General features: G+C 67.3%; 20 protein-coding genes. 13 read left to right on the plus strand and 7 right to left on the minus strand.

The window, feature by feature from the left end; genetic code table 11:
* Positions 1–277: 277 nt before the first annotated feature.
* From ABT304_RS02550 to ABT304_RS02560, 3 genes are all read left to right on the plus strand, one after another.
* Positions 278–1,276 carry a bile acid:sodium symporter family protein gene (locus ABT304_RS02550; RefSeq protein WP_350713204.1) on the plus strand — a complete coding sequence of 333 codons (999 nt, stop codon included), beginning with the start codon at positions 278–280 and terminating at the stop codon, positions 1,274–1,276.
* 647 nt (positions 1,277–1,923) lie between these two features.
* On the plus strand, positions 1,924–2,544 hold the full coding sequence (locus ABT304_RS02555; RefSeq protein ID WP_350713205.1) for a copper resistance CopC family protein: 621 nt from the start codon (positions 1,924–1,926) through the stop codon (positions 2,542–2,544).
* Positions 2,541–3,548 carry a CopD family protein gene (locus ABT304_RS02560; RefSeq protein WP_350713206.1) on the plus strand — a complete coding sequence of 336 codons (1,008 nt, stop codon included), beginning with the start codon at positions 2,541–2,543 and terminating at the stop codon, positions 3,546–3,548. Before ABT304_RS02555 ends, ABT304_RS02560 begins: the two co-directional genes overlap by 4 nt.
* 56 nt (positions 3,549–3,604) lie before the next feature.
* On the opposite strand, the gene ABT304_RS02565 is transcribed toward ABT304_RS02560, so the two are convergent.
* Positions 3,605–4,993: a PepSY-associated TM helix domain-containing protein gene (locus ABT304_RS02565; protein ID WP_350713207.1), complete on the minus strand. Its 1,389-nt coding sequence runs from the start codon at positions 4,991–4,993 to the stop codon at positions 3,605–3,607.
* A 575-nt stretch (positions 4,994–5,568) separates the two neighbouring features.
* Here ABT304_RS02565 and ABT304_RS02570 point away from each other — a divergent pair.
* The 4 genes from ABT304_RS02570 (at position 5,569) to ABT304_RS02585 (ending at position 11,107) form a co-directional block, all read left to right on the plus strand.
* Entirely contained in the window at positions 5,569–7,869 is a 2,301-nt protein-coding gene (locus ABT304_RS02570) for a YncE family protein (protein WP_350713208.1), read from the plus strand.
* A 185-nt stretch (positions 7,870–8,054) separates the two neighbouring features.
* The gene (locus ABT304_RS02575; protein ID WP_350713209.1) at positions 8,055–9,323 is read left to right on the plus strand and encodes a copper resistance CopC family protein; all 1,269 of its coding nucleotides are present in this window, start codon (positions 8,055–8,057) and stop codon (positions 9,321–9,323) included.
* A 16-nt stretch (positions 9,324–9,339) separates the two neighbouring features.
* A complete protein-coding gene (locus tag ABT304_RS02580) occupies positions 9,340–9,777 on the plus strand; it encodes a hypothetical protein (protein ID WP_350713210.1) in 438 nt (145 codons plus the stop codon).
* A 1-nt stretch (position 9,778) separates the two neighbouring features.
* Positions 9,779–11,107 carry a hypothetical protein gene (locus ABT304_RS02585; RefSeq protein ID WP_350713211.1) on the plus strand — a complete coding sequence of 443 codons (1,329 nt, stop codon included), beginning with the start codon at positions 9,779–9,781 and terminating at the stop codon, positions 11,105–11,107.
* A gap of 49 nt (positions 11,108–11,156) precedes the next feature.
* On the opposite strand, the gene ABT304_RS02590 is transcribed toward ABT304_RS02585, so the two are convergent.
* A complete protein-coding gene (locus ABT304_RS02590; RefSeq protein ID WP_350713212.1) occupies positions 11,157–11,594 on the minus strand; it encodes a RidA family protein in 438 nt (145 codons plus the stop codon).
* A gap of 87 nt (positions 11,595–11,681) precedes the next feature.
* Between ABT304_RS02590 and ABT304_RS02595 the strand changes: the two genes are divergently transcribed.
* Genes ABT304_RS02595 through ABT304_RS02615 form a run of 5 tightly spaced genes read left to right on the plus strand, consistent with a single transcriptional unit; the run spans position 11,682 to position 17,929 of the window.
* On the plus strand, positions 11,682–12,128 hold the full coding sequence (locus ABT304_RS02595) for a cupin domain-containing protein (protein WP_350713213.1): 447 nt from the start codon (positions 11,682–11,684) through the stop codon (positions 12,126–12,128).
* A complete protein-coding gene (locus ABT304_RS02600; RefSeq protein ID WP_350713214.1) occupies positions 12,125–13,051 on the plus strand; it encodes an acyl-CoA thioesterase in 927 nt (308 codons plus the stop codon). The genes ABT304_RS02595 and ABT304_RS02600 overlap by 4 nt, the downstream gene beginning before the upstream one ends.
* Positions 13,048–14,691, plus strand: a complete 1,644-nt coding sequence (locus ABT304_RS02605) for an AMP-binding protein (RefSeq protein WP_350713215.1) — start codon at positions 13,048–13,050, stop codon at positions 14,689–14,691. The genes ABT304_RS02600 and ABT304_RS02605 overlap by 4 nt, the downstream gene beginning before the upstream one ends.
* A complete protein-coding gene (locus ABT304_RS02610) occupies positions 14,688–17,090 on the plus strand; it encodes a bifunctional salicylyl-CoA 5-hydroxylase/oxidoreductase (RefSeq protein ID WP_350713216.1) in 2,403 nt (800 codons plus the stop codon). Before ABT304_RS02605 ends, ABT304_RS02610 begins: the two co-directional genes overlap by 4 nt.
* A complete protein-coding gene (locus ABT304_RS02615; protein WP_350713217.1) occupies positions 17,087–17,929 on the plus strand; it encodes a PaaX family transcriptional regulator in 843 nt (280 codons plus the stop codon). Before ABT304_RS02610 ends, ABT304_RS02615 begins: the two co-directional genes overlap by 4 nt.
* Positions 17,930–17,960: 31 nt before the next feature.
* On the opposite strand, the gene ABT304_RS02620 is transcribed toward ABT304_RS02615, so the two are convergent.
* The 5 genes from ABT304_RS02620 to ABT304_RS02640 form a co-directional block, all read right to left on the minus strand.
* Positions 17,961–18,464, minus strand: coding sequence for a hypothetical protein (locus ABT304_RS02620; protein WP_350713218.1), 504 nt, complete (start codon positions 18,462–18,464; stop codon positions 17,961–17,963).
* Positions 18,465–18,561: 97 nt separating this feature from the next.
* Complete coding sequence (locus tag ABT304_RS02625; RefSeq protein WP_350713219.1) at positions 18,562–19,581, minus strand: App1 family protein phosphatidate phosphatase; 1,020 nt, start codon at positions 19,579–19,581, stop codon at positions 18,562–18,564.
* A 654-nt stretch (positions 19,582–20,235) separates the two neighbouring features.
* Positions 20,236–20,628 (minus strand): hypothetical protein, encoded by a 393-nt coding sequence (locus ABT304_RS02630; RefSeq protein WP_350713220.1) that lies wholly within the window; start codon positions 20,626–20,628, stop codon positions 20,236–20,238.
* A gap of 154 nt (positions 20,629–20,782) precedes the next feature.
* Positions 20,783–21,751 carry an RHS repeat-associated core domain-containing protein gene (locus tag ABT304_RS02635; RefSeq protein ID WP_350713532.1) on the minus strand — a complete coding sequence of 323 codons (969 nt, stop codon included), beginning with the start codon at positions 21,749–21,751 and terminating at the stop codon, positions 20,783–20,785.
* Between the two features lie 345 nt (positions 21,752–22,096).
* A complete protein-coding gene (locus ABT304_RS02640) occupies positions 22,097–23,038 on the minus strand; it encodes a GlxA family transcriptional regulator (RefSeq protein WP_350713221.1) in 942 nt (313 codons plus the stop codon).
* A gap of 108 nt (positions 23,039–23,146) precedes the next feature.
* On the opposite strand from ABT304_RS02640, the gene ABT304_RS02645 reads away from it, so the two are divergent.
* Positions 23,147–23,458: a putative quinol monooxygenase gene (locus tag ABT304_RS02645; RefSeq protein WP_003941073.1), complete on the plus strand. Its 312-nt coding sequence runs from the start codon at positions 23,147–23,149 to the stop codon at positions 23,456–23,458.
* Positions 23,459–23,828 lie beyond the last annotated feature (370 nt).

The raw sequence follows: 23,828 nt of genomic DNA on the forward strand, positions 1-23,828 counted from the left end.
CTCGCCGGCGCCTCCGGCACCAAGGGCACCCTCGACCTCGAGGTCGCCGACAAGCTCCTGGCCAAGATCGACGAGATCGCCGAGATCTTCTGGGCCACCAAGAAGGCCTGACTCACCCAAGAACCCACGCGAGGAAGCCAGGTTCCGGCGGCCAGCCGGGACCTGGCTTCTTCTCGGTTCACCACCTCAAGGGCATAGACGTATGACAAGTGCGTCACTAGTGTGACAAGTGTCACCGTCCCCCTCGCGGCGGCCCCGCACTCTCGGAAGGAACAGCATGAACACAGTCCGACAGGTCAGCGCCTTCGTGGGGCGTTGGTTCGCCCTGATCGTCCTGGTCGCCGGCGCCATCGCACTGGCCACCCCCAGCACCTTCGACGGGTGGGCGGCCCAGGTGCCGCTGCTGCTCCAGATCATCATGCTCGGGATGGGGATGACGCTGCGGCCCGCCGACTTCGCGATCATCGGTCGGCGGCCGTGGGCGCTGCTGCTGGGCGTCGCCACCCAGTTCACCGTGATGCCGTTGCTCGGCTGGGGCATCGCGAACGCGCTCAGCCTCTCCGCCGTGCTCACCGCGGGCATGATCCTGGTCGGCTGCGCACCCGGCGGCACCGCCTCCAACGTCATGGTGTTCCTGGCCCGTGGCGACACCGCGCTGTCGGTGGCGATGACCTCCGTGTCGACCCTGCTCGCGCCCGTACTGACGCCCCTGCTGGTCCTCTTCCTGATCGGGGAGGACCTGCCCGTCTCCGCGGGCGACCTGTTCGTCTCGATCGTGGAGATCGTGCTCGTCCCGGTCCTGCTCGGCCTGGTGCTCCGGCTGCTGCTGCCGCGTCTCATCGAGAAGGTCATCGATGTGCTTCCGCTGATCTCGGTCGCCGGCATCACCGGAGTCGTGCTCGCCGTCGTCGCCGGAAGTGCCGACACGCTGCTCTCGGTGGGCCTCCTGGTCGTGCTCGCCGTCGTCCTGCACAACGTCGCCGGCCTGGCCCTCGGGTACGCGGTCGGGCGAGTCTGCGGCATGCCGATCTCGAGCCGGCGCGCCATCAGCATCGAGGTGGGCATGCAGAACTCGGGGCTGGCCGCCGCGCTCGCCACCGTCCACTTCTCACCGGCCGCAGCGCTGCCTGCCGCGATCTTCTCGGTGTGGCACAACGTCTCCGGCTCGATCCTGGCGAGCTACTGGTCCCGGCGCCCCATCGAGGCCGCAGATGCCACCGGCGACGGCGTCGTGGATCTCCCCGACGAGCACTTCGATGGCACGCGCCCAAAGTGATTCTGAAGACGTACGCATAGAGGTTATCCACGTCCACCTTTGCGAGGGCGTCAGACGCTCCTCCACGTTCCAAGGCGCATGGGTAAGAATTGCTCCCTGAATCAATTGATCCCCCAACCCGTATGGGTATTCTCAGTTCACAACGCGCTCACATGAACGCCTGAAAAGGCTGATCGACAGCCAGGCGTTACGGGGGTGTTGCTGCCACCCCGATTCCCTGAACGCCAGCGTTAAGGCCATTTCACTCAGCGCTTTTATTTGTTACTAGCGCTATGCGCGATACGTAACTGCGGCGCAACCCGTCTGAGTTCAACTTTAGGTGCCGACTTTCGAGGCTGGCCCCGCGCACATCGTGGTGCGCGTTCGCGAACACAGAATGGGTATTCGCCATGAAGAAGGAAACTTCTTGCAGCACCACCGACATCCCCGTTCCGTCCGTCGTCACCGCCCGAACCACGGCGATCACAGCCACTCCCGCGTCGGCACCGACACGGACGGCGAGAAGAACCCCGAGCCGACTCACGGGCACTGAGCCCAAAGAAGGCACGCGACACGTGGTCCTGCGCTCTCCTGCGCAGGGCCCGGTGTCGGCTGAGCCATGGACCACCCCTCGTTCGATGACTCTCGAAACTCACTAGGTGGAAGCAATGTCGAATGCTTCAACACGCGGATCGCAGCGCCTCGCCACGGCGTTCGCAGCAACGATCTTCGCGCTTTCGTTCTTAACCCCCACACTATTCACAGCAGCGCCGGCGTCCGCGCACGCCCACTTGGTCACGAGCTTTCCACATGCCGGCGCCGTGCTCGCCGCCAGCCCGTCGGAGGTGGTGCTCACGTTCGACCAGCCGATCCAAGCCTTTCCCGGCGCAAACGGCATAGTGGTGACCGGGCCACAGAGCAGCCACTGGGCGTGTGGTCGTGCTCGCATCGACGGGAACACCTTGACCGCCTCGATGAGTGAGCTGGGGGCTCCTGGCCGCTACCGGATCGACTACCGGGTGCTCGGAGCGGACGGCCACCCGATCATCGGGTCAGTGCCGATCAACATCCGGCAGTCGGCGTCGACCGCATCCACCGCGTCCGCCACCTCCGCCACGTCCATTGCTTCCACCGCGTCCGCTGCCACCGCGATGACGGCGTTCGACGTGGATCGGCCGCGGGGCCTGGCAGCGCTGCCCACGTGGCTGTGGATCGCGCTGCTGGCCGCGATCGCGGCGTGCGTCGGGGCCATCGGTCGCCAGACCGTACGCCGAACGGATGCGACATGAACGACCGTGCCCGGCTCCTGCAGGTCTCGGCGCTTGTCGGCGTGAGCCTCATCGCGCTTGCCTTCGGGATCCTGGCCACGCTGCCCAAGCCGGTCGTCGGCATTCCCGAGCCGTCGGTGGTGGTGCGCACCGGGATCCCGCTGCTCCGCTGGATCGCGAACGTGTGCGCGATCGGTGCCGTGGGCTCCGTGCTGGTGCTGGTGCTTCTGGGTGAGGCCGGCCGCGACCGTGCTCCCGCCCTGGCCCGACGTACGTCAACGGCGGCGGTGTGGGCCGCAGCGGTCTGGGCGGTCGCGGCGCTGCTGGGTCTCTGGTTCAACGCGGCGGAGATCTCTCTCCGCCAGCTACGGGTGCCGGTCGGCGGTGTGCTCGGCTACGGCGGAAGCGTCAGCCTGGGTCTCGCACTGCTGATCAGCGCCGGGTCGGCGGGAGCGTTGACCGCCTATTCGGTTGCCCGCTTGCGGCGGCCGTCATTGCCGCCGGACGTGGGCTTTCTGATCGCGCTGTCGGGCCTGACGGCCGTGTCGATGAGCGGGCACGCTTCGCAGAGCGAGCCGCCGTTGCTGCTGATGATGGCCAGCGCCCTCCACGTGACCGGAGCGGCACTCTGGGTGGGTGGACTGGCCATCACCTTTCTGATCGTCAGCGCCGACCGGCAGACGTTGTCCGTCGTTCTTCCCCGGTTCTCGCGGGTCGCCGAGGCGAGCTTCGCGCTGGTGGCGGTCAGCGGCCTGTTGTTGGCCGCGACCCGGCTGACCGGCGACGTGACGCCGCCCTTGGGAGACGTGGTCGACGCACTGACACAGACCGGTGCCGGCTGGCTGGTCATGGGCAAGCTCGCCTGCATGGTCCTGCTGGGCTGCTCGGGGGCGTACATCCGTACTGCCGTCGTCGATCGGGTGGCGCGCCAGCAGCCCACGCCACTCAGCGCGTGGGCCGGGCTCGAGCTCGTCGTGATGGCGATCGCGGTCTCGCTGGCCACGGCGCTCGGGCGTCCGCTCTAGCTCGCTGGTCCCGCCACGACCAACCAGATCCCGCCGGCCGGTCGTGGCGGGACGCCTCAGACGGCGCTCACGCGTGCGCGACGCCGCCTCAGTGCGTTCACGGTGCCGTCGAGGAGGACGAATGCGACGAGGGTGACGCCGAAGACCGGCATCGCCCAGCCCAGTGCGCCCGCCGCGAGAAGCACCACCACCAGCATCGGCACCGACAGGTTGCGCCACACCGGTGGCGGGGAGGAACGCCCGGACCGAGCGGGCCGGCGCTGCCACCACATCCGATACCCCAGCCCCAGGAGCACGAGCGATCCCAGGGCCAGCAGTGCCAGCAGGAGCTGGTTGGCCAGACCGAACAGGGTGCCGCTGTGGGCATCGACACCGATGCTGGTGAGCTTGGCCATCAGGGGGTAGTCCTCCCAGCCCTGGCGGGCAGTGACCTGCTCGGTGTAGGGATCGATGGCGACGGCGGTCTTGCGGATCGGCAGCCCTTCGGACGACTCCTCGACGATGAACGGCTCCTTGGCGGCGTGCGGCGGCGCGAGAGTGAGTTCACCCTGCAGGCCTTCCGACCTGGCCACCTCGACAGCACGGTCGAAACCGATCGGCTCAGCACTGCCCACTGCCGCGACCTCCGACGGGGAAAGCGACGGAGTCTTGCCGTTCACGGCAGTGATCGCGGCGTCGACGCGGCCACCGGCATACGTCGACCACGTCAGGCCGGTGATGCTGATGCCGAGTAGCCCGACCGCCAGCCAGAGACCCAGCACCCCGTGCCAGGACCGGTTGCGTGCACGTCCCTTCGCGGTGAAGGACGGAACCAGCACGGCCCGCAGGGACCGGCCACGGGCCCGCTTGCTGAGCCACAGCACCAGGCCTCCGAGCACGATGAAGGGCAGCCAGCTGGCAACGAACTCGGAATAGATCCGACCGAGGTCGCCCAGGTGCAGGTTGCCGTGGAGCTCGCGCAGCCACACCTGCGCGGGTGGCCGGTCGGCCACCGTGACCAGCTCACCAGTCACGCCGCCGGTATACGGATCGACGTACACGGTCAGCGACTCCGAGGAGAAGTGGCTCCCGGTCTGGTGCAGGCCGTCAATACCCATGAGCACCACACGGGTGGTTCGGTCCGGGTCCTCCGCGGGAATGACCGAGGTGACGTGTGCGTCGGGATGGACGGCGAGTGCGGCCGCGACCTGCTCCGAGAGCGGTCGCGGGTCCCCTGTCTGCGCCTCGACGTGCAGTTCGTCGCCGTACAGCACATCGTTGATCTGGGGAGTGAAGGCATAGGCCAGGCCGGTCAACGCCAGCACCGCGAGGAACGGTGCGACCAGAAGGCCGGCCATGAAGTGCACGCGCCGAGCGAGCAACCACAACTCGGCGCTGGATCGCCTTCGATCGGCCGTACCGGCACCAGCCCGGGGCCGGGAGGGGTCAGCGGGGATCGTGGTCATGCCAGCTCCATCGCTTCGACGGCCCTGCTCACGTCGATATCGGCAAGCAGCTGGACCGTCCTTCCGGAGCCGGCCTGGTGAACGCAGGTGAAATTGGGCATGGTTCTCCTTCTTTACTCTTCCCCTCCTTATATCCAGTTACCTTGGATGTTTCAGAGGCATGTTGTGGATGTTTCAGGGGTTCCCAGATAGACAATCCGGGGTCAGATAGCCAGTAGGCCGATCAGCCATGACCGACTCGTCGCCGCGACGTAACGCGCCAGTAAAAAGCGCAACGTGCCTCGAATTGCGTCCTCGGCTGCAGCGATTTCATAAACGCCCGGGGGTATTTAAACTCCGAGGGGTATTTAAGCTCCCGGGGGTATATGCTGAGCGCAAAACTCGACGCCAGCCGTCGAATCTCCTCCCCGAAATGAATGCCTCGTGAGGCCGTGAGGTCCCATTAACGATGAGATTTCACCCAGGGTTGAGGGCTCTTAATGAGGGCAGTATTGAGTGATCACCACTCCTCGGGATTCCCCGAATTTTCACCTTGGAGATCGAATCAAATGCGCTAGAAAAGAGAGGCATTCTTCATGTCTGTATCAGCTCCCCAAGGCTTCTTGGGGCCCAGGAATCGACGACGACGACTCGGCGCGGTGGCCGTGGCGGCGGCCTCGGCGATCACGGCGGCGAGTCTGACCACCATGCCGGCGGTAGGCCAGCAGCCGGTCGGGGTGGGCCCGCTCCCCATCACCTTCGACCTGACCGACGAGAACGGAGGATGGTTCGACTCCGGCCTCAACCTCTTCGGCAGCAAGTCCCTCGCGGTAGGCGTGCTCCCCCGGGTCGCCGTACCTGCTGGCGGCGTGCCCTCTGTCGGCGGCCCGCTGCTGCCGGCGGACGGGTCGTTGGTCGAGAACATCATCGGCGGGCTCGGCACCCCCGGCGGCGCGAGCGCAACCGACCCGCTCGCCCTCGACTCGACCCTGGCCACCGTGCAGGGCATCGCGAAGTCCTCGCCGGAGGCGGCTGACAAGGCCGCCGAGGCCGAGGATCTGATCGGCGAGCTCGAGGCGACTGTCGCCGACATGCCGGCGGGCGAGCCGGTCGACCTGACCTCGCTGCCGGTCGGCGTGGACCTGGCGGGTGTCCTGGAGTCCCTCCAGGAGTTCGCGGTCGAGGGGCCCCCTGTCACCGTCACGTTCAACGTGGACCCGGCCAAGTCGCAGGGAATCCGCAACCCGATCGGGCTGATCGCTCCCGAGGGGGCGGACGAGTTCCCGTACATGGATTCCAAGGGCGCCTTCTTCGGCGAGAAGACGATCCAGCTCACCGAGCCGGGGCTGTACGCCTTCACCGACTCGGTCGCGCCGTACATGCTCGGCGCGGTCGTGGTCGACGACCCGCTCACGTTGGGTCTCGACTTCGGCGAGAAGCTGGTGGTCAACGGGAAGCCCGAGGCCGTCCCGTCGAACGCCGACATCATCCAGCGGCTGGTGAACGCCTTCTTCACCATCACCAACCCGAACAACTGGCAGCAGTTCAGCGACTCCAAGGAGGTGTCCTGGAACCCGGTCCAGCCGCCCGCCCCGATCCTGCAGTACGACGCAGACGGCAAGCCCGTGCTGATCCCGAACCTGGACGCGTACTACGACCAGAAGTTCGAGTACCCGAGGAAGCTGCCGGCGCTGAAGAAGCCGACCACCCCGGGCGTGGGTGAGGTCTGGATGGCCACCCAGATGGAGGACTTCGCAGGGAAGAAGAAGCACGGCTCCATCACGAAGATCAACGCCGAGGACTGGACGATCGATCGGAAGATCGCAGCCCCCGAGATCAACATGAACAACGTGCACAACATGTGGTCGGACAAGGACTACAAGTACGTGTACGGGAACGAGTGGTTCGACAACGAGACCGACGTGTTCGACCGGGAGACCGGCAAGTTCGTACGGAGCCTCGAGGTCGGGCCCAACCCGGCGCACGTGATGACCCGTCCGGGCAACGACAACCTCACGATCGGCATCAACGCCGGGACGGACATCGTCGAGGCGGCACCGGGCGCCACGAAGATCGTCAAGCGCATCCACGCCGACCCGGACAGCGGCATGACCCCGCACCCGCACGCGCACTGGACCAGCCATGACGGCAAGACGGTCGTCGCGCCGAACACGATGACCGAGGAGGCCGTCATCGCCGACATGGACACGGGGAAGGTCAGGCACGAGCCCGTCGGGGCGTTCCCGATCGCCACGTCGATGACGCCGGACTCGAAGAAGGCGTACCTGTCCAACTTCCTGGGCATGAGCGTCTCGTGCGTGTCGCTGAAGGAGGACGCGTGTGCGACCCCCGACGGCGGTGTGGCCAAGAACTCCACGATCGACCTGTGGCAGAACTACGACTCGCAGACCGGTCCTGAGAAGGGCAAGTCGTGGGGCGGACTGACCATCCAGCTCCCGGTGAGCCCGGACGGCAAGGCGCTGCTGGCGGTCAACACCCTGTCCCAGACGGTCAACGTGATCGACCCGGACACACACAAGTTGATCAAGGATCTGCCGTGCAACGCCGGTTGCCACGGCGCCAACTTCGGCGCCAAGGAGGGTGGCGGCTACTACGCCTACGTCTCCAACAAGTTCTCCAACGCCATGCAGGTCATCGACGTCGACCCGAACAACGATGGCGACATCTCGGATGCCGCAATCGCCGGCCAGCTGACGCTGGGGCCGACGGCGGACACCAAGATGGACGACGAGCTCGTCGCCCACCCGGGTGTAGGTGGACAGGGCGTCCTGGCCCTCCCGCTGGTCTACAACGGCTGGTCGCAGGAGATCCCGGCGGCCTGGCGAAAGGGTCTGACCTGCGAGCAGATCAACCCGATCGACGAGTCGGCCTGCTGATCAGCATCAGCATCTGACACCACCGACGGTCCGGGGCTGGGCTGCGCTGCACAGCCCCGGACCGTCTCTGCCAGACCCGAAATTTCCCACGAGTTCCCGATCACGCAGGAGGCCGGCCGATGACGGCGCAGGATATTCGCCCACGGGCTGTGACAAGCCCACCCCGCCCCAGGATCCGTCGGCGCGTGATCGGGCTGGTCGTGTTGGTCGCGGCCTGCTGGGGAGTGTTGCTCACGGTGCTGCCGTCGACATCCGGTGACCCTGTGCTGGTCTCCGTGAGCCCTCAGGACGGCGAGACGGTCAGGTCCCCCGACGAGGTCCGGATCACGTTCGACCGGCCTGTACCCGCGGAGCTCACGACGATCCAGATGACTGATCCCGCGGGCGAACGCATCGTGTCGACCCGGCCGTACAACCCGCCGGGGGCCGACGACGCGATTGCCGTGCCCATGCCGGAAGCCCGCTACGAGGGGATCTACACCGTCGTCTGGTCGGTGCCGTCCAGCACCCTCGAGCCGATGATCGGGTCGTCGACCTTCTCGGTGTACTCCGCGCAGAGGTTCACCGCGGTCCCCGGCCTCGTCGTCGACCGCGACCCGGTCGTCGTCGCGGTGTACACGGTGGCGGAAACCCTCGCGACGGCCGCCCTGGTGCTCGGCGTCGGGACCGTGTTCGTGCTCGGAGTCGCCTGGCCCGAGGGCACCCGCCGTCCAGGGTCGCGCCGTCTGCTCAAGTGCACCTGGGCGACCATGGTGCTGGCGACGCTCGTGTCCCTGCTCTCGTTCGGCGGTTACGCCGCCCGGACCTCGCTCGGCGACGCGTTCGACCCGGCGCTCCTCGCCGGGACGGTCGAGTCGGACATCGGGGCGGCGCTCATGGCCAGACTGCTCATCATGCTGCCGCTCACACTCGGTTTCTGGCAGCTCCTGCGGAGCGCGCCCGCCCGGACTTCGGTCGAGCGCTGGATGACAGCGGTGACGGTGCTCGGTGCCGCCTCGGCATTGGCAGCGACCTGGATCTTCGCCCGCCCGCACGCACCGGCGGGACCGGGGCCGCTCAGCGTGGCCGCGAGCATCGCGCTCCTACTGGCGGCTGCTGTCGCCGTCGGCGCCGCGGTGATGCGGTGGACGGTCCTACGTCGAGCCGGTGGACAGGCGGCGCCCGCCGCGCGGCTGCTTGCCCGGATCATGGTGGAGGGCGGTGCGGTCGTGCTGCTCGCGGCGACCACGACCGGCGGCTGGCAGCTGGCGGCGTACGGCGTGCTGGCGGTGGTGATCGTCGGCACGGGGGTGGCACTCCTGCTCCAGGAGCGGCGCCGCAGATCCCACCCCGAGCAGAGCGACGACCGGCGGGACAAGCCCGCTCGCCGCCGGCTGCGGGAGGTGGCCGCGGTCTCAGCCTCGGCCATCGTCGTGGCGCTCGCAGCGCTACCCGGTTCGGACCTCCTCGGTTAGGGCTTGAGGGATACCCATGCCTACGTACCGCCGCCTTCTCTGGCGATTCAGCGCCACCATCGGTGTGACCTTGACGCTCGTCCTCGCGCCCGCCGCGTGCGGAAACGACGACGAAGACACTGTCCCATCGGCCGAGCCGGCCGCGCCGTCCTCCGTGATCCCCTCGGCTGCCACGACCGAGTCACCCGATCTCGGTCCGCTTCTCACGGTCACGATCGACGGAGAGGAGGTCTCGCCCAATGCGGAGGAGATCGAGCTCAGCACCGGCGAGAAGCTCGCCGTGGAGATCGACTCCGACCGGGCCGGCGAGCTGCACGTCCACTCCACTCCGGAGCAGTCCATCGAGTACGCCGAGGGGACCACGAACAGCGAGATCGTGGTGAGCACTCCTGGCACCGTCGAGGTCGAGGACCACGACACCGGCGCCGTCGTCGCCCTCATCGAGGTGCGCTGACTTGTTCGCCCTGATGCTGCCCATGCATGGCTTGGGCGGGGGCGCCGACCTGCCCATCCCTGCCCCTGTCGCGATCGCGGGCGGCACGGCCGCCCTCGTGCTGTCATTCGTCGTTCTGCTCCTGGCGTGGCGTACGCCTCGGTTCGCGACGACCGGCGGCGAACGAGCTGTCCACGCGGGTCTCGCAGCATTCCTGGACGGTCGCGGCTGGACCATGAGCGTCCGCGTACTCGGGATGACGTTCTTCTGCTTCATGCTCTGGCCCGCGCTGTTCGGGCCGGACCTGCTGAGCAACCCCACCTTCGGCGTGGTCTACGTCTGGCTCTGGGTCGGCATCGTCCCGGCTTCGCTGCTGCTCGGCCGCTTCTACCGTGCTGTCAGCCCGGCCCGCACCTTCCACGTGATCCTCGCGAAGGTCGCGGGGCGACCACCCGAGGAAGGCATCCGCCGATATCCGGCTCGCCTGGGGTACTGGCCCGCAGCAATCGGTCTGTTCGCCTTCGTCTGGCTCGAGCTCGTCTCACCCCAGGCGACCTACCTCGGCTCGGTTCGCGCGTGGTTCGCGTGCTACCTGGCAGCGATGTTGCTCGGCGGCGCGATCTTCGGTGAACGATGGCTCGAGCGGGCCGACCCGTTCGAGGTCTACTCCACCCTTCTGGCCCACCTCTCACCGTGGGCCCGAAACGAGGAAGGCGACCTCGTCTGGATCAGTCCATTGCGCCACCTTGCCCGTGTGCCGGGCGAAGCAGGACTGGTGGCCACGGTCGCGGTCCTCCTCGGAAGCACCGCGTACGACAGCTGGCGCGAGAGCGCGACCTGGATCCGGTTCGTCCAGTCCAGCGGCGTCGATTCGATCGTGTTGGGAACGGCCGGGCTCCTGACGACGGTCACCGTGGTCGGAGTCGTCTTCGTGGCGGCGTCGATGGCGACGAGGGCCGATGAGAGCGTCGATCGCCGGCAGATCCCGCGTCGCCTCGCTCACTCCATCGTCCCGATCGTCGTCGGCTACATGGTGGCCCACTACCTGAACTTCTTCGTACAGGTCGGCTCACAGACTCTGATCCAGATCAGCGACCCCGGCGGCACCGGGGCGAATCTGTTCGGGACCCGGGACTGGGAGGTCAACTACTGGTTCTCCGAGCATGCCACCTTCCTGGCCACGACCAAGGTGGTCGCCATCGTGACCGGGCACGTCCTGGGAGTCATCGCAGCGCACGACCGTGCCCTGGAGATCCTCCCGCGGCGTCACCAGGTCGCCGGTCAGCTGCCGCTGCTCATCGCGATGGTGCTCTACACATACATGGGCCTCTATCTGCTGTTCGGTGCCTGACCCGGCAGACGACAAATCGAGGCTTGACCCCCTTTCCGGGCGACACCGTTCATACGCGACCTCCCGGCCGCACCAGCCGCTCGTCGGGGATGACGGCGACGCCGAGGATCTCGATCATCGCCTCCGGCTGCCACAGCGCAGTGGTCCCGATCCCGGCCATGGCCGGGTAGACCGGTCCGGCCAGCTCGCGCCAGACGGCGCCGATCTCCTTGCCGTGCGCCTGGTAGTCGGGGATGTCGGTCAGGTAGATCGTGATCGACACCAGATCCTCGGCGATGCCGCCCGCCTCCCGCAGCGTCGTCAGTACGTTGCCGAACGCCTGCCGGAACTGCTCGACGATGCCTCCGGGGACGATCTGCATGTGCTCGTCCAGCGCGGTCTGGCCGCCGAGATGGAGCGTGTTGCCACTGAGCGTGCCGTGCGAGTAGCCGCGCGGCGCCGGCAACGCCGCGGGATTCACCGGTACGGGCGTCAGGTCCGTGTTCATGATTCGACCGTAGGGCATCTATTGACATGCCTACAACGTTCGTGCAGAAAATGAAACATATCCTGAATCGAACGGACAGGACCCCACATGGACCCCATCTCCGACACCTCCGGTCTCGTCGTCCCGGTCGTAACCCGCGCCGGCTTCGAGCCCGATCTGACCGGGCAGAGCGAAGGCGCCACCCGGATCAGCGGCGTGAGCATCCAGCACACGCCCGCGACCAGGCTCTGGTTCGGCAAGGTGCACAACCTCGCCGGCTTCCGATCCGTCCCCCATCATCACGGCGAGGCCGAGACCGGCGGCTACGTGCTGTCGGGCCGGGCCCGGATCTACTTCGGCGAGAGGTTCGAGGACTACCTCGACATGTCCGAAGGCGACTGGGTGTTCGTGCCGCCGTTCATGCCGCACGTCGAGTGCAACCTCGACCGCAACCACCCGCTGACCTGGATGACCACCCGCACGCCGGACAACATCGTGGTCAACCTTCCACAGGTCGACGACGCCGACCTCCGCGACTGGGTGGACCGGCCATGACCTCGAGCCCGGAGACGAGCACGGTGTTCACGGACGCCGTCACCCTCAAGGAGTGCGAGGCGGAGGTCTTCGACATCGCCTTCACCGCCACCACCCAGCCGTGCCCGTGGCCGAAGGCGTACGGCGGCGACATGGTGGCCCAGGCGCTCGTCGCCGCGTCCCGGACCGTTCCTTCATCCGGCCCGGGCGGCAAGGCGATGCACTCGATGCACTCCTACTTCATGCGCCCCGTCGACATCGGCGCCGAGGTCCGCTACGAGGTCGAGGTGCTGCGCGACGGCCGCGGCTACAGCACCCGCCAGGTCCGCGGTTTCCAGAACGGGAAGCCGGTCTACGTGTGCATGGCGAGCTTCGCCGCCGGCGAGCCGAGCGGCAGCTTCCAGACCACGATGCCGGCCGGCATCCCCGCGCCCGAGACGTTGCCGACGTCCGCGGCCTACCTCGCCGACCGCACCGGCGGCACGATGACCGAGGCCTCCAAGGCGTACTGGTCCGGCGGGCGCGGCTTCGACATGCGACACGTGCCGGGGCCGGTCTACCTGACCGTCGAGGGCGAGCGGTCGCCGCACCAGGCCATCTGGGTCAAGCCGTACGACACCCTCCGCCCGGTCGAGGGGCTGACCGACGAGCAGCGCGACAGCGCGGCCCTCGCCTACGTCTGCGACTACACGATCCTCGAGCCGGCCCTGCGGGTACTCGGGCTGGCGTGGGCCGACGACGGGCTCGTGACCGCCAGCCTCGATCATGCGATGTGGTTCCACCGACCCGTCGAGATGGACGACTGGCTGCTCTACGCCCAGGAGGCCGTGTCCGTCGAGGACGGCCGCGGCACCGGCCTCGGCCGCTTCTTCACCACCGACGGTGTGCTGGTCGCCACCGTCGTCCAAGAGGGCATGATCCGCGCCGCGGGGGTCTCGTCATGAGCACCTTGGGTGCGTCCGGCTACGCCGACACGTTCGCCCGCGACCATCTGCCGCCGGCCGACCTGTGGCCGACGCTGGAGTTCACCACGCCGCTCCTGGACTATCCCGAGCGCCTCAACGCAGCGACGGAGCTGATCGACGCGACCGTCGCGGCGCACGGCCCGGACCGTCCCGCCCTCCGCACCCCCGACGGCACGGTGTGGACGTACGGAGAGCTGCTCACCCGTGCGAACCAGATCGCTCACGTCCTGGTCGACGACCTGGGTCTCGTCAGCGGCAACCGGGTGCTGCTGCGCTCCCCGAACAACCCGTGGACGGTTGCGGTCTGGCTCGGCGTGCTCAAGGCCGGCGGCATCGTCGTGACGACCATGGCCGCGCTCCGGGCGACCGAGCTCGGGCCGATCGTGGAGAAGACCCGACCCGCGGTCGCCCTCGTCGATCACCGATTCGTCGAGGATGTCCACGCCGTCCGAGAAGCCGTCGCGCCCGACCTCACCGTGGTCGCCTACGGCGGCGAGGCCGAGGACGACCTGACCCACCGGATCCTGGCCAAGCCCAGCGACTTCGCAGCGGTCGACACCGCCGCCGACGACGTCGCCCTGTTCGGGCCGACCTCGGGCACGACCGGCGTACCGAAGATCACCACGCACTTCCACCGCGACATCATGTCGATCGACAACACCTTCGGCCGGCAGACCCTGCAGCTGCAGCCGACCGACATCGTGGCGTGCACGGCACCGTTCGCGTTCACCTTCGGACTGGGCATGCTGGTCGTCTTCACCCTGCGAGCCGGGGCCTGTGCCCTGCTCACCGAGGCCGCCTCGCCGGTCCAGCTCGCCGACCTGATCGCGGAGCACGGCGTCTCCGCTCTCGCGACCGCACCGACGGCGTACAAGCAGATCCTCAAGTCCGGCGCGATCGACCAGCTCAAGGGGCTGCGTGTCGCCGTCACCGCCGGCGAGCACATGCCGCAGGCGACCTGGGAGGAGCTCGAGCGCGAGCTGGAGCTGCGGGTCATCGACGGCATCGGCGCGACCGAGATGCTGCACATCTTCATCTCCGCGGCCGGCGACGAGATCCGGCCCGGGGCGACCGGCAAGCCGGTGCCGGGCTACCGCGCCGCCATCCTGGACGCCGAGGGCAACGAGGTCGGCGCGGGCGTCGAGGGGCGGCTCGCCGTGATCGGCCCGGTCGGCTGCCGCTACCTCGATGACGCGCGCCAGCGCGGGTACGTCGTGAACGGCTGGAACGTCACCGGCGACACCTTCGTCCGGGACGACGACGGCTACTACTGGTACCGCTCGCGGACCGACAACATGATCGTCTCCTCGGGCTACAACATCGCCGGACCCGAGGTGGAGGAGGCGTTGGGCACCCACCCGGACGTGGTCGAGGCGGGTGTCGTCGGCGGGCCCGACGACGACCGCGGTGCCATCGTCTGCGCGTTCGTGGTGCTCCGCGAGGGCGTCGACGGCGACGCTGCGAAGGCCGAGGAGATCCAGCAGTACGTCAAGGGCCGGCTGGCTCCGTACAAGTACCCGCGCGACGTCCGCTTCGTCGCATCCCTGCCGCGCAACACCAGCGGCAAGCTGCAGCACTTCAAGCTGCGCCAGATGATCGCGGCGGAGGGCGGGACATGAAGATCGCGGTCGTCGGGGGCGGACCCGGCGGGCTCTACTTCGCCACGTTGATGAAGACCCTCGACCGGAGCCACGAGATCACGGTCTGGGAGCGCAACGCCCCCGACGACACGTTCGGCTTCGGCGTCGTCTTCTCCGACGAGACCCTCGGCAGCATCGAGGGTGCCGACCAGATCGTGCACGACCGGATGGAGGAGCTGTTCGCCCGCTGGACCGACATCGACGTCGCGATGACCGACAGGGACGGCCGGAGCCACGCGTTCACCGTCGGCGGGCAGGGCTTCGCCGCGATGTCGCGCAAGGACCTGCTGCAGATCCTGCAGGAACGCGTCGCCGAGCTGGGCGTGACCGTCCACTTCCGGACCGCGGCTCCCGACCCGGACGAGCTGCGGGCGACGTACGACCTGGTGCTGGCCGCGGACGGGGTCAACTCGTCCGTTCGGACCAAGTACGCCGACCGGTTCGGGCCGAGCCTGGACCGGCGGCGGAACAAGTACATCTGGTTCGGCACGGACCTGGTCTTCGAGGCGTTCCAGTTCTTCGTCAAGCAGACGGAGTGGGGCACGATGCAGATCCACGGCTACCCCTACTCCGACCGCGGCTCGACGTTCATCGTGGAGATGCACGAGGACGTGTGGCGCCGTGCCGGCCTGGACAGCACCGAGCACCAGGTGCTCGGACCTGGCGCCTCCGACGAGCACGCCGTCGACAGGGTCGCGGAGATCTTCAGGGACGAGCTCCGCGGCCACGCGATCCTGACCAACAACTCCAGGTGGATCAGCTTCCAGACCGTCCGCAACGAGCGCTGGTACGACGGCAACGTCGTGCTCCTCGGCGATGCCGCCCACACCGCTCACTTCTCGATCGGATCGGGCACCAAGCTGGCGATGGAGGACGCCCTCGCCCTGGCAGCCTGCCTCCACGAGCACCCTTCTCTGGAGGCGCTGGAGGCGTACCAGACCGAGCGGAAGCCGGTGGTGGAGTCGACCCAGCGGGCCGCCCAAGCGTCGCTGGAGTGGTTCGAGAACATCGAGATGTACGCCGACCAGGATCCCGCGCAGTTCGTCTTCAACCTGCTGACCCGCTCGCGCCGGATCACCTTCGAGAACCTCGAGGAGCGCGACGCCGACTTCGCGCGCCTGATGGAGACGGAGTTCGCCCGCCACCAAGGCGCCCAGGAGGTGGCGCCGGCGATGTTCCAGCCCATCCGGATCGGCGAGCTGGAGCTGAAGAACCGGGTCGTGCTCTCGCCGATGGACATGTACTCCGCGACCGACGGCGTCCCCGACGAGTTCCACCTGGTCCATCTCGGCTCCAAGGCACTCGGCGGCGCCGGCCTGGTCATGAGCGAGATGACCTGTGTCTCCCCCGAGGGCCGGATCACGCTCGGCTGTCCGGGCATCTGGACCGACGAGCAGCGCGACGCGTGGCGAGCCGTCACCGGATTCGTGCACCGCCACTCCACCGCCAAGATCGGCATGCAGCTCGGCCACTCGGGACGCAAGGGCTCGACGAAGCTGATGTGGGACGGCATGGACGAGCCGCTCGACGAGGGCAACTGGGAGGTCATCGGCCCGTCCCCGCTCCCCTACGGCGCGGGCTGCCACATCCCGCGCGAGGCCGGCCGCGCCGACCTGGACAAGGTGGTCGCGGACTTCGTCTCGGCGGCTCAGCGCGCCGTCGACGCCGGCTTCGACCTGGTCGAGATCCATGCCGCCCACGGCTATCTGCTCAGCTCGTTCCTGTCTCCGCTCGCCAACCATCGCGACGACGAGTACGGCGGGCCGCTGGCCAACCGGCTCCGGTTCCCGCTCGAGGTCTTCGACGCGGTCCGTGCCACGGTGCCGCCGCACATCCCGGTCACCGTGCGGATCTCGGCCACCGACTGGATGCCCGACGGCAACACCGACGAGGACGCGGTGGAGATCGCCCGCGCGTTCATCGAGCACGGCGCAGCCGCCATCGACGTCTCCTCGGGCCAGGTGAGCAAGGACGAGAAGCCCGCCTTCGGGCGCTCGTACCAGACCCCGTTCGCCGACAAGATCCGACACCTTGTCGCCGAGCCGGCCGGGGCCAAGGTGATCGCGGTCGGCGCCATCTCGTCGTACGACGACGTCAACTCGATCCTGCTCGCAGGCCGTGCCGACCTCTGTGCGCTCGGCCGCACCCATCTGTTCGATCCGAGCTGGACGCTGCACGCCGCTGCCGAGCAGGGCTACGACGGCGACGGTGCCGACTGGCCGGTCCCATGGGCGGCCGGGCGGCGCAAGCCGCCGACGTCGCGCAGCGACAAGATCCCCCCTCGGTTGCAGCTGCTGAGGGCCGGGACGAGCGACCCTGTCCACCTACGGTGGACGCCCGGGACACCGACGGAGAATCCGGCAGAATGCCGCAGGTGACGGGGGCTGCACCGACAACACAGGCGAACCGACGATCGCGCACCACGGTGGTGACCTACCTCGGCGCGGTCGTGCGACCGCTCGGTGACTGGATGCCGATCGCGGGCGCGATCGATCTGCTCGCCCAGGTCGGGCTCGACGCGCCGTCCGTACGCACCGCGGTCCACCGGCTCAAGCGCAACGGCTGGCTCGACTCGGAGACCCGTTCCGGCACCCGGGGATACGGGCTGACCCCGACCGCGCTCACCACGCTCGCCGCCGGCGACGAGGTGATCTGGCATGCGCGTAAGCCCGCCGACCTGGCCGATGGCTGGTGCATCGTGCACTTCGGCGTACCCGAGTCGATGCGCGCCAAGCGGCACCAGCTGCGCGCCCACCTCTCGCACCTGGGCTTCGGCAACGTCGGCACCGCGCTCTGGATCGCGCCCGCGCGGATGCGCGAAGCGGCCGAGCGAGCGGTCACGGAGCTCGGACTCGAGTCGTACGCCGCGATCTTCGTCGGCGGGTACCACGGCACCCAGGACCTCACCGAGCTGCTCTACAGCAGCTGGGACCTCGACGCGATCGACCAGAGCTACCGCGACTTCATCACCGCCCACAGCCCTCTCGCCGCCCGGCTGGAGGACGCCACCCCATCAGGTCAGGACGCCTTCGTGACCTATCTCGACATCGTCGGCCAGTGGCGCAAGCTGCCCTTCCGTGACCCGGGCCTGCCCCACGACGTGCTCGCCCCGGACTGGAGCGCGCCCGCCGCGGTCGCGCTGTTCGAGCGCTTGGTGGACGCCCTCGAGAAGCCCGCGCTCGCGCATGCGAGCGCTCATTGGCCAGGAACGACCTGACCGCGCGCCACGTCTGGACGCAGAGTGGTGCTCAGCGCGCGTCGCGCGCACCTTGGCGACGGGCACCCTGCGCACGAGAGGACGCGTCACGCTTGAGGCCTCCGGTCGTCCGCGTCTTGTCCCGCCGCTCGCTGGGCACAGGTGTGCCCCCGTCGTTCACGGGCGTGGCACGAGGTGGCGCTGCGCTGGTGGCGGCTCGCGCCGCGGCGATCCGTTCGGCCCGCAGCTCCTGCGACGCCTTCCTCGCCGCCGCACTGACCTGTCGACTGACCTGCGCCAACACGGACTCGAAGACCTCTGCCTTGGCCCTGGCACGCTGGTTCTGGTCGTAGGCCTTACCGCGTCCGCCGACGCTCTCCACCGCGGTGCTGGCACCGCGGCGGTAGACCTTCAGGTGCTTGCTGCGCTCGCGTCTCACCCGCTCATGCAGCTCGAGCAGCTGGTCCTCGTCGAGCTCGCGCAGGGCAGCAGGATCCGCCTCACGGACGAGAGCTGCTTCCTTCTCGGTCAGGGAATTCAGCAATGCCTTGTTCACAGGGCCCTCCGGTGTCTACACCGATGACTGCGCCGCCCCCGGTTGACGCACACGGCGCTAGCCCATGCTACGCCCGGTGCAGCGCCCGGTCTGGTGCTCAGAGGAGGCCGAGACCGGTGGCGTGGCGACGTACCGCCTCGCTGTCGGCGACGAGCACGAGCGGCACCTCGTCGCCCATGGAGCTCCACACGCGCTCGACACGGCCGTCGTGAGGATCGAGCCGCACCTCGCGGATGTAGACCGCGAGAATCCGCCCAGGATGGCGGCGGACGGCGTCGGCGTAGATCTCCGGATCGTGCTCACCGGAGTCACCCAGGAGGACGAACGGAAGGCTCGGGTGGAGCGCGAGGACCTCGTCGATGCGCCCGCTCTTCGGCTCCCGGCCGCCGGCGCTGCCGAGCAGATCGCGCAGCAGCAGCGGCCCGCGCGGGAAGTCGCGGTGGCGCACGAAGGCGTTCAGGAACGCATACAGGTTCCATGGGCTGGAGGAGATGTAGAACACCGGGTTCGCGTGGGCGGCGAGGTCGCGGTAGAGCTCGGGCGCGCCAGGGAACGGCGTACGCGTGAGCGCCGACCCGGTGAGGGTCTGACGCACCATCCGCCCGACGCGCTGCACCCCGGTCTCGAGGATCGTGTCGTCGATGTCGGAGATCACGCCGAACCGCGCCTCTCCGACGGGCACACGGACCTCCACCGTCGCCCGGTGGTCGCCGGCCAGACCGCGGTACTCGCCGGCCAGCTCGACCGCGCCGCGCGTCCACGGAGCCTCCAGCGTTTCCGGGTCGGGCCGCAGCCGTGCCACGAAGTAGCCCTCGTCATCGGTGACCGCCTCCACCACGGCATCACCCACGGTGACCAGCAGCGGCACACCCGGCAGCTCGTCGGTCACGAAGTGGCGGATCATGCGGCGTACGGCGGCTCTCGCACCCTCGCCCTCCACGGCCTCCGAGGGTGGTGGATCGTCGACGACCCGACCGCGAACGACGACCCCCTCGGCGCTCCCGTGCCCGCCATAGCACTCGATCCGGAAGTCCGCCGGCACCCGTGCTCCTGCCCGACGGAACCTCGCTGCATCCCACGCTCGCTCCAACCCGAGCATCCACTGACGTGCCGACATGGGCACAGCCTAGATTCCGCCTCGTCTGGACGCCCCGCGGAGTCCTGGAACCGTCGCTGACGAGGCCGGATTGTCCACCTGAACCGTTCGGGGGAATGCGGAGGGAATCTTCGCCGGAACGGCAGCCTAGACACAAAGGACCCCGCCTGACCTTCTGCTTTTCCGCAGGTCAAGTGGGGTCCTAATTGGTGGAGCTGAGGGGATTCGAACCCCTGGCCTTCTCATTGCACCGAGCCCATCTCATCGACGTCGACGGTTCGGCGCTTCTGGGTGCCCCTCGGGCTCATTCGGCCCCTGACCAGCGATGAAGTTCAGCATCGTCCAGTGTTTCACGCATCCATGTTAGCTTCCCCGACCCGTCTCGAAGCGTTTCGGTTGATCTGAAGTGTTGAGTTCTTGTTGGACTCACGGGCCGAGAACGGGCGCCGTCGCATCGATCAGCTCTCCGGCCAGAGCTGCGAACGCCGGCGCGATCGTCGGGTCGCCCTGGGCCAAGTGGCGGCAAGCTCTGCAAATCTGCTGGTCGACCGGGTCCTAGGTGTAGGTGGTGGTCGAGTCCAGCGTCACGGACGCGCTGTCGCGCGATGCGCTTGGAGGCGACATTTTCGACCTGGTGCCATTCGGGTCGTCGAATCACCATGTCCCCAATGACTATCACGTTCGGTAGTACGGCGATTGGCGCTCGATAAGAGCCCGCAGCCTTGGACCAGCAAACGGCTCGAAAGCCACCCATCTATCCGGATAACCAAGCAGGTTGTCAACAATTCTCGACAGAACAAGGTCATCAATAGAGTCTCGCGAAAGATTTAGTAGACACTCTATGAAACGACTTGATTCAGACAGCATCTTCTCAGAGGGATCGGATTCCCCAAACACCCGCGGAATAAATACCTGACTTACGAGCAGCCATTCATTTCCTGACTCGTCATACTCGATGTCCAGGTACTCGGCTTCGTCACGCCACTTCTTCTCTTTTGCGGCAACCTGTTCCGCTCCCCAAGGAAACGCACCCTCTAAGCATTTCTTCACGAGGAGATAATCACTCACAGCGCATCCGTTCCACGAGCGTACCTATAAGAATTCATCTTACCTCATCTAGGAGAGAGCGGAGAATCCATCTGCAACGCCACCCCACAGCCCCTCACAGTTTACCTCCAGCCATTGCATCTAATGGCATTGAAGAATGGGCCCTTGGGGAGCTTCACGCGACCGGCGGAGGCGACGAACAGATCCCAATCCTCTGAAAGAACCCTTCAATGCCCCAGAAGTCACCGCAGGCTCGACTCGCACGAGGACTCCCCGTCGCGATCTCGCCACTCAACATCGCTCCGTCGGCCATCATGAAGGCGTCGCCAACAACACCCAACGCGCCCATGATCTTAGGAAGTTTAGAAGCGCCACTCAGACGCGGCCCTTTGTAGGGAACATCAATGAAGGTATTTCCGGTGATCCCCTTAACCGCAGAACGCGCGGTGGCCTTCTTCATCGTCCCCTTGAGTGCAGCAATTCTTCCAGGGCTGTCCTTAATGTCCTTGATGGCAGCATTATCCGCTGAAGCCTCATGGTTCAACGCGTCCCAAATCTCAGTTGCCTCGGCGGTCGCGATCCTAACTTCAGCCTCAGTGAGGAGCGCATTGCCAGCCACCCTCGCCTTTCGATCGTCCTCCAAGATTTCCGAGTACCGGTTGAACAGTTCCGCCACATCAAGGATGTGATACTTACCCTTGGTCTTGTCCCCGGTGTCAAGTTCGTTAATCAACGCCTCACCCGCTTTACCGGTTCCAACGTAAGGCACAGACCCAGGCTTCGCGTACGTGTCGTTGATGATGTTTTGAAGGTCCCCGTTCGTGACCGTCGGTGGCTCCACCGCCACTGCACGAGGGCCTTCATCGGCATACATGTGGCCGTCCAGTTCAATACGCGAGATCGGGTTGCCCGCCGCGAACGCGTACCGACTTCCGGTGTATGGGTCGGACCCGAGCCCGAGGTCAGCGAGAGCGCCGTTGTACATGTCGCGAGTCGTGAAGGTGTTCAAACCCGGTGCGTAGTCACGGAATCCCATGTCATAGGTCGCCGACCCGGCGTCCCAGCGCTTCCCATTGAACCGGTAAGCGTTAAACGGGCTCTTCCCAGATGAGGGTGTAGGTCGGCCGGGCGCGTCGGTCCGCAGATGGACGTCGAGGTCTCCCGACGACGGAGGTTCCTACGCCATCCATCCGAAAGACCTCGACGTGACCGACGCTACCCCGCCGGCCGGCTTCGGCCGCCCTGACCTGACCGCCTTCGCGGCTCATCCCAATCGACCCTGATCGAGTCTGCTGACCCCCTCGACGAGGCCGCAGCGACATCACAGCCACCCAACCCCGACCGTCCGGGAAGCCGGGACACGTCACATGGCCTGTGCTGCGGGCGTGTCGAGTGGGTCGTCCAGGGGCGACGCAGGAGCGTCGACGCGACGTGCTGAGAGGTGGTTCCAGTCGAGCACTAGGACACCGGCTACAGGCATGGCGATAGGTCAGGAACGGCGTTGCTCCCTACGCAGGAGGGAGCGCAGAGTCTCGGCGTTCGCGTAGCCGACCCGTCGCGCGATCTCGGCGGAGGTAAGGTCCGTGGTTGCTGAGAGGTGCCGAGCTCGTTCGATGCGAAGCCGTTGGACGAAGCCGAGCGGAGTGAGGTTGAGCGCCGCACGGACTCGTCGTTCGAGGGTGCGCCGGCTGGTGCCGAGCAACTGCGCGACGAAGGCGACGTTGAACGGTTCGTCCATGCGGGCGCGCACGAAGCGTTCGAACTCGACGACGATCGGGTCCTCGTGCCGGAGATGTTCGTAGGCGACGAAGGCCGCCTGCGACGGACGCTCGTCGATGATGAGGAGCTTGGCGACATGTTGGGCCAGGTCGGGGCTGATCGATCGCACGAGTGAGAGCGCGAGGTCGATGTGGGCGAACGCGGCGCCGGCGGTGACGAGGTTCCCGTCGACCACGACCATGGTGTCGAGATCGAGGGCGACGGTCGGATAGCGCTTCAGGAACTCCGGCCCCAGGAACCAGCTGGTCGTCGCCCGCCGATGATGCATCCGTCCGGTCTCGGCGACAGCGAACACGCCGGTGCACGCCGCGGCAATCCGGGTGGTCGCGTCGTCGAGGCGCCCGAGCGAGGCGATGACCGAACGAGCATCTCGGCTCTGGAGGGCGTCGTTGGTAGCGGCGGCCGTGAGGGTTCCAAGCGCAGGGACGACGACCACGTCGAACTCTGCGGACTCCGACAGCGGGTGGTCCACCGACAGGGTCATCGATGCCGTCGTGGTCACTCTCCGTTTCGGTCCGAGGATGGCGAGTTCGATCGGGTCGATCCGCGGGTCGACATCGCCGCGGGCTCCGTCGGCCACCCGCACGATGTCGATGACCGACGCGACAGCCGAACCGAAGCAGCCGTCGATCGCGATCAGTCCGATACGCATGGCGCGAACAATAGCAATACTGCCGTATACGCCACTTCTCACGTGCCCTTGCTCGTCATACGCTGAACTCGATTCACCAAGAAACCTCGACACCTAGGAGAACCCCTCATGTCCACACCCGCATCACTTCCGTATGCCTTCGTCGCCAAGATCGTCGCGGCCGATGGACAGCACGACGCGCTCGCCGATCTGCTCGCCGGCGCTGTCGCGCTCGCCAACGAAGAAGTAGGAACGATTGTCTGGTTCGCGGTCAGGACCCACGCCGACACCTTCTGGATCTTCGATGCATTCCCCGACGAGGCCGCTCGCGACGCCCACGCCAACGGCGCCATCGTCGCAGCCCTGATGGCCAACCAGCACCTCCTCGGCGCAGCACCCGAGATCCTGGCGGCCGACGTCCTCGCGTCCAAGCTCCCGTAGTCCGCCAACGCACGAGACGATCGCGCCCCGCCGAGCCGTCGCCAGATCGCGACGCAACGCCACGCTGCGTTGCCGAGCGGGGCGAGGCCTATCGGCACACGGACAGGATGCCGGCCGCGAGCGCTCAGCCGGCGAGGGGTCCGTCGCAGAGGAGAGCGACGTCGGTGTCGGGCAGAGCCGTGAGGCCAGCGCATCGCGCGACCACCAGAACCGAACCGCCCCTGCCCTGCGTTTCCGCAGGTCAGGGGCGGTTCGCCGGAGCCGCCTGTCGGAATCGAACCGACGACCTAATCACGTCGGCTTTGCGTCTATCGCTTGATGCGCTCACTGGGCGAACGAGCCGCTGACCTGCGCAAACGCCGAGCGTGGG

The organism is Nocardioides sp. NPDC000445, assembly GCF_040300245.1.
Classification (GTDB): domain Bacteria; phylum Actinomycetota; class Actinomycetes; order Propionibacteriales; family Nocardioidaceae; genus Nocardioides.

What these genes read in the sequence shown, in the direction of transcription:
- ABT304_RS02550 (WP_350713204.1), top strand. Translation starts at nt 278, where the DNA reads ATGAACACAGTCCGACAGGTCAGCGCCTTCGTGGGGCGTTGGTTCGCC.
- ABT304_RS02555 (WP_350713205.1), top strand. Translation starts at nt 1,924, where the DNA reads ATGTCGAATGCTTCAACACGCGGATCGCAGCGCCTCGCCACGGCGTTC.
- ABT304_RS02560 (WP_350713206.1), top strand. Translation starts at nt 2,541, where the DNA reads ATGAACGACCGTGCCCGGCTCCTGCAGGTCTCGGCGCTTGTCGGCGTG.
- ABT304_RS02565 (WP_350713207.1), bottom strand. Translation starts at nt 4,993, where the DNA reads ATGACCACGATCCCCGCTGACCCCTCCCGGCCCCGGGCTGGTGCCGGT.
- ABT304_RS02570 (WP_350713208.1), top strand. Translation starts at nt 5,569, where the DNA reads ATGTCTGTATCAGCTCCCCAAGGCTTCTTGGGGCCCAGGAATCGACGA.
- ABT304_RS02580 (WP_350713210.1), top strand. Translation starts at nt 9,340, where the DNA reads ATGCCTACGTACCGCCGCCTTCTCTGGCGATTCAGCGCCACCATCGGT.
- ABT304_RS02590 (WP_350713212.1), bottom strand. Translation starts at nt 11,594, where the DNA reads ATGAACACGGACCTGACGCCCGTACCGGTGAATCCCGCGGCGTTGCCG.
- ABT304_RS02595 (WP_350713213.1), top strand. Translation starts at nt 11,682, where the DNA reads ATGGACCCCATCTCCGACACCTCCGGTCTCGTCGTCCCGGTCGTAACC.
- ABT304_RS02600 (WP_350713214.1), top strand. Translation starts at nt 12,125, where the DNA reads ATGACCTCGAGCCCGGAGACGAGCACGGTGTTCACGGACGCCGTCACC.
- ABT304_RS02605 (WP_350713215.1), top strand. Translation starts at nt 13,048, where the DNA reads ATGAGCACCTTGGGTGCGTCCGGCTACGCCGACACGTTCGCCCGCGAC.
- ABT304_RS02610 (WP_350713216.1), top strand. Translation starts at nt 14,688, where the DNA reads ATGAAGATCGCGGTCGTCGGGGGCGGACCCGGCGGGCTCTACTTCGCC.
- ABT304_RS02625 (WP_350713219.1), bottom strand. Translation starts at nt 19,581, where the DNA reads ATGTCGGCACGTCAGTGGATGCTCGGGTTGGAGCGAGCGTGGGATGCA.
- ABT304_RS02640 (WP_350713221.1), bottom strand. Translation starts at nt 23,038, where the DNA reads ATGCGTATCGGACTGATCGCGATCGACGGCTGCTTCGGTTCGGCTGTC.
- ABT304_RS02645 (WP_003941073.1), top strand. Translation starts at nt 23,147, where the DNA reads ATGTCCACACCCGCATCACTTCCGTATGCCTTCGTCGCCAAGATCGTC.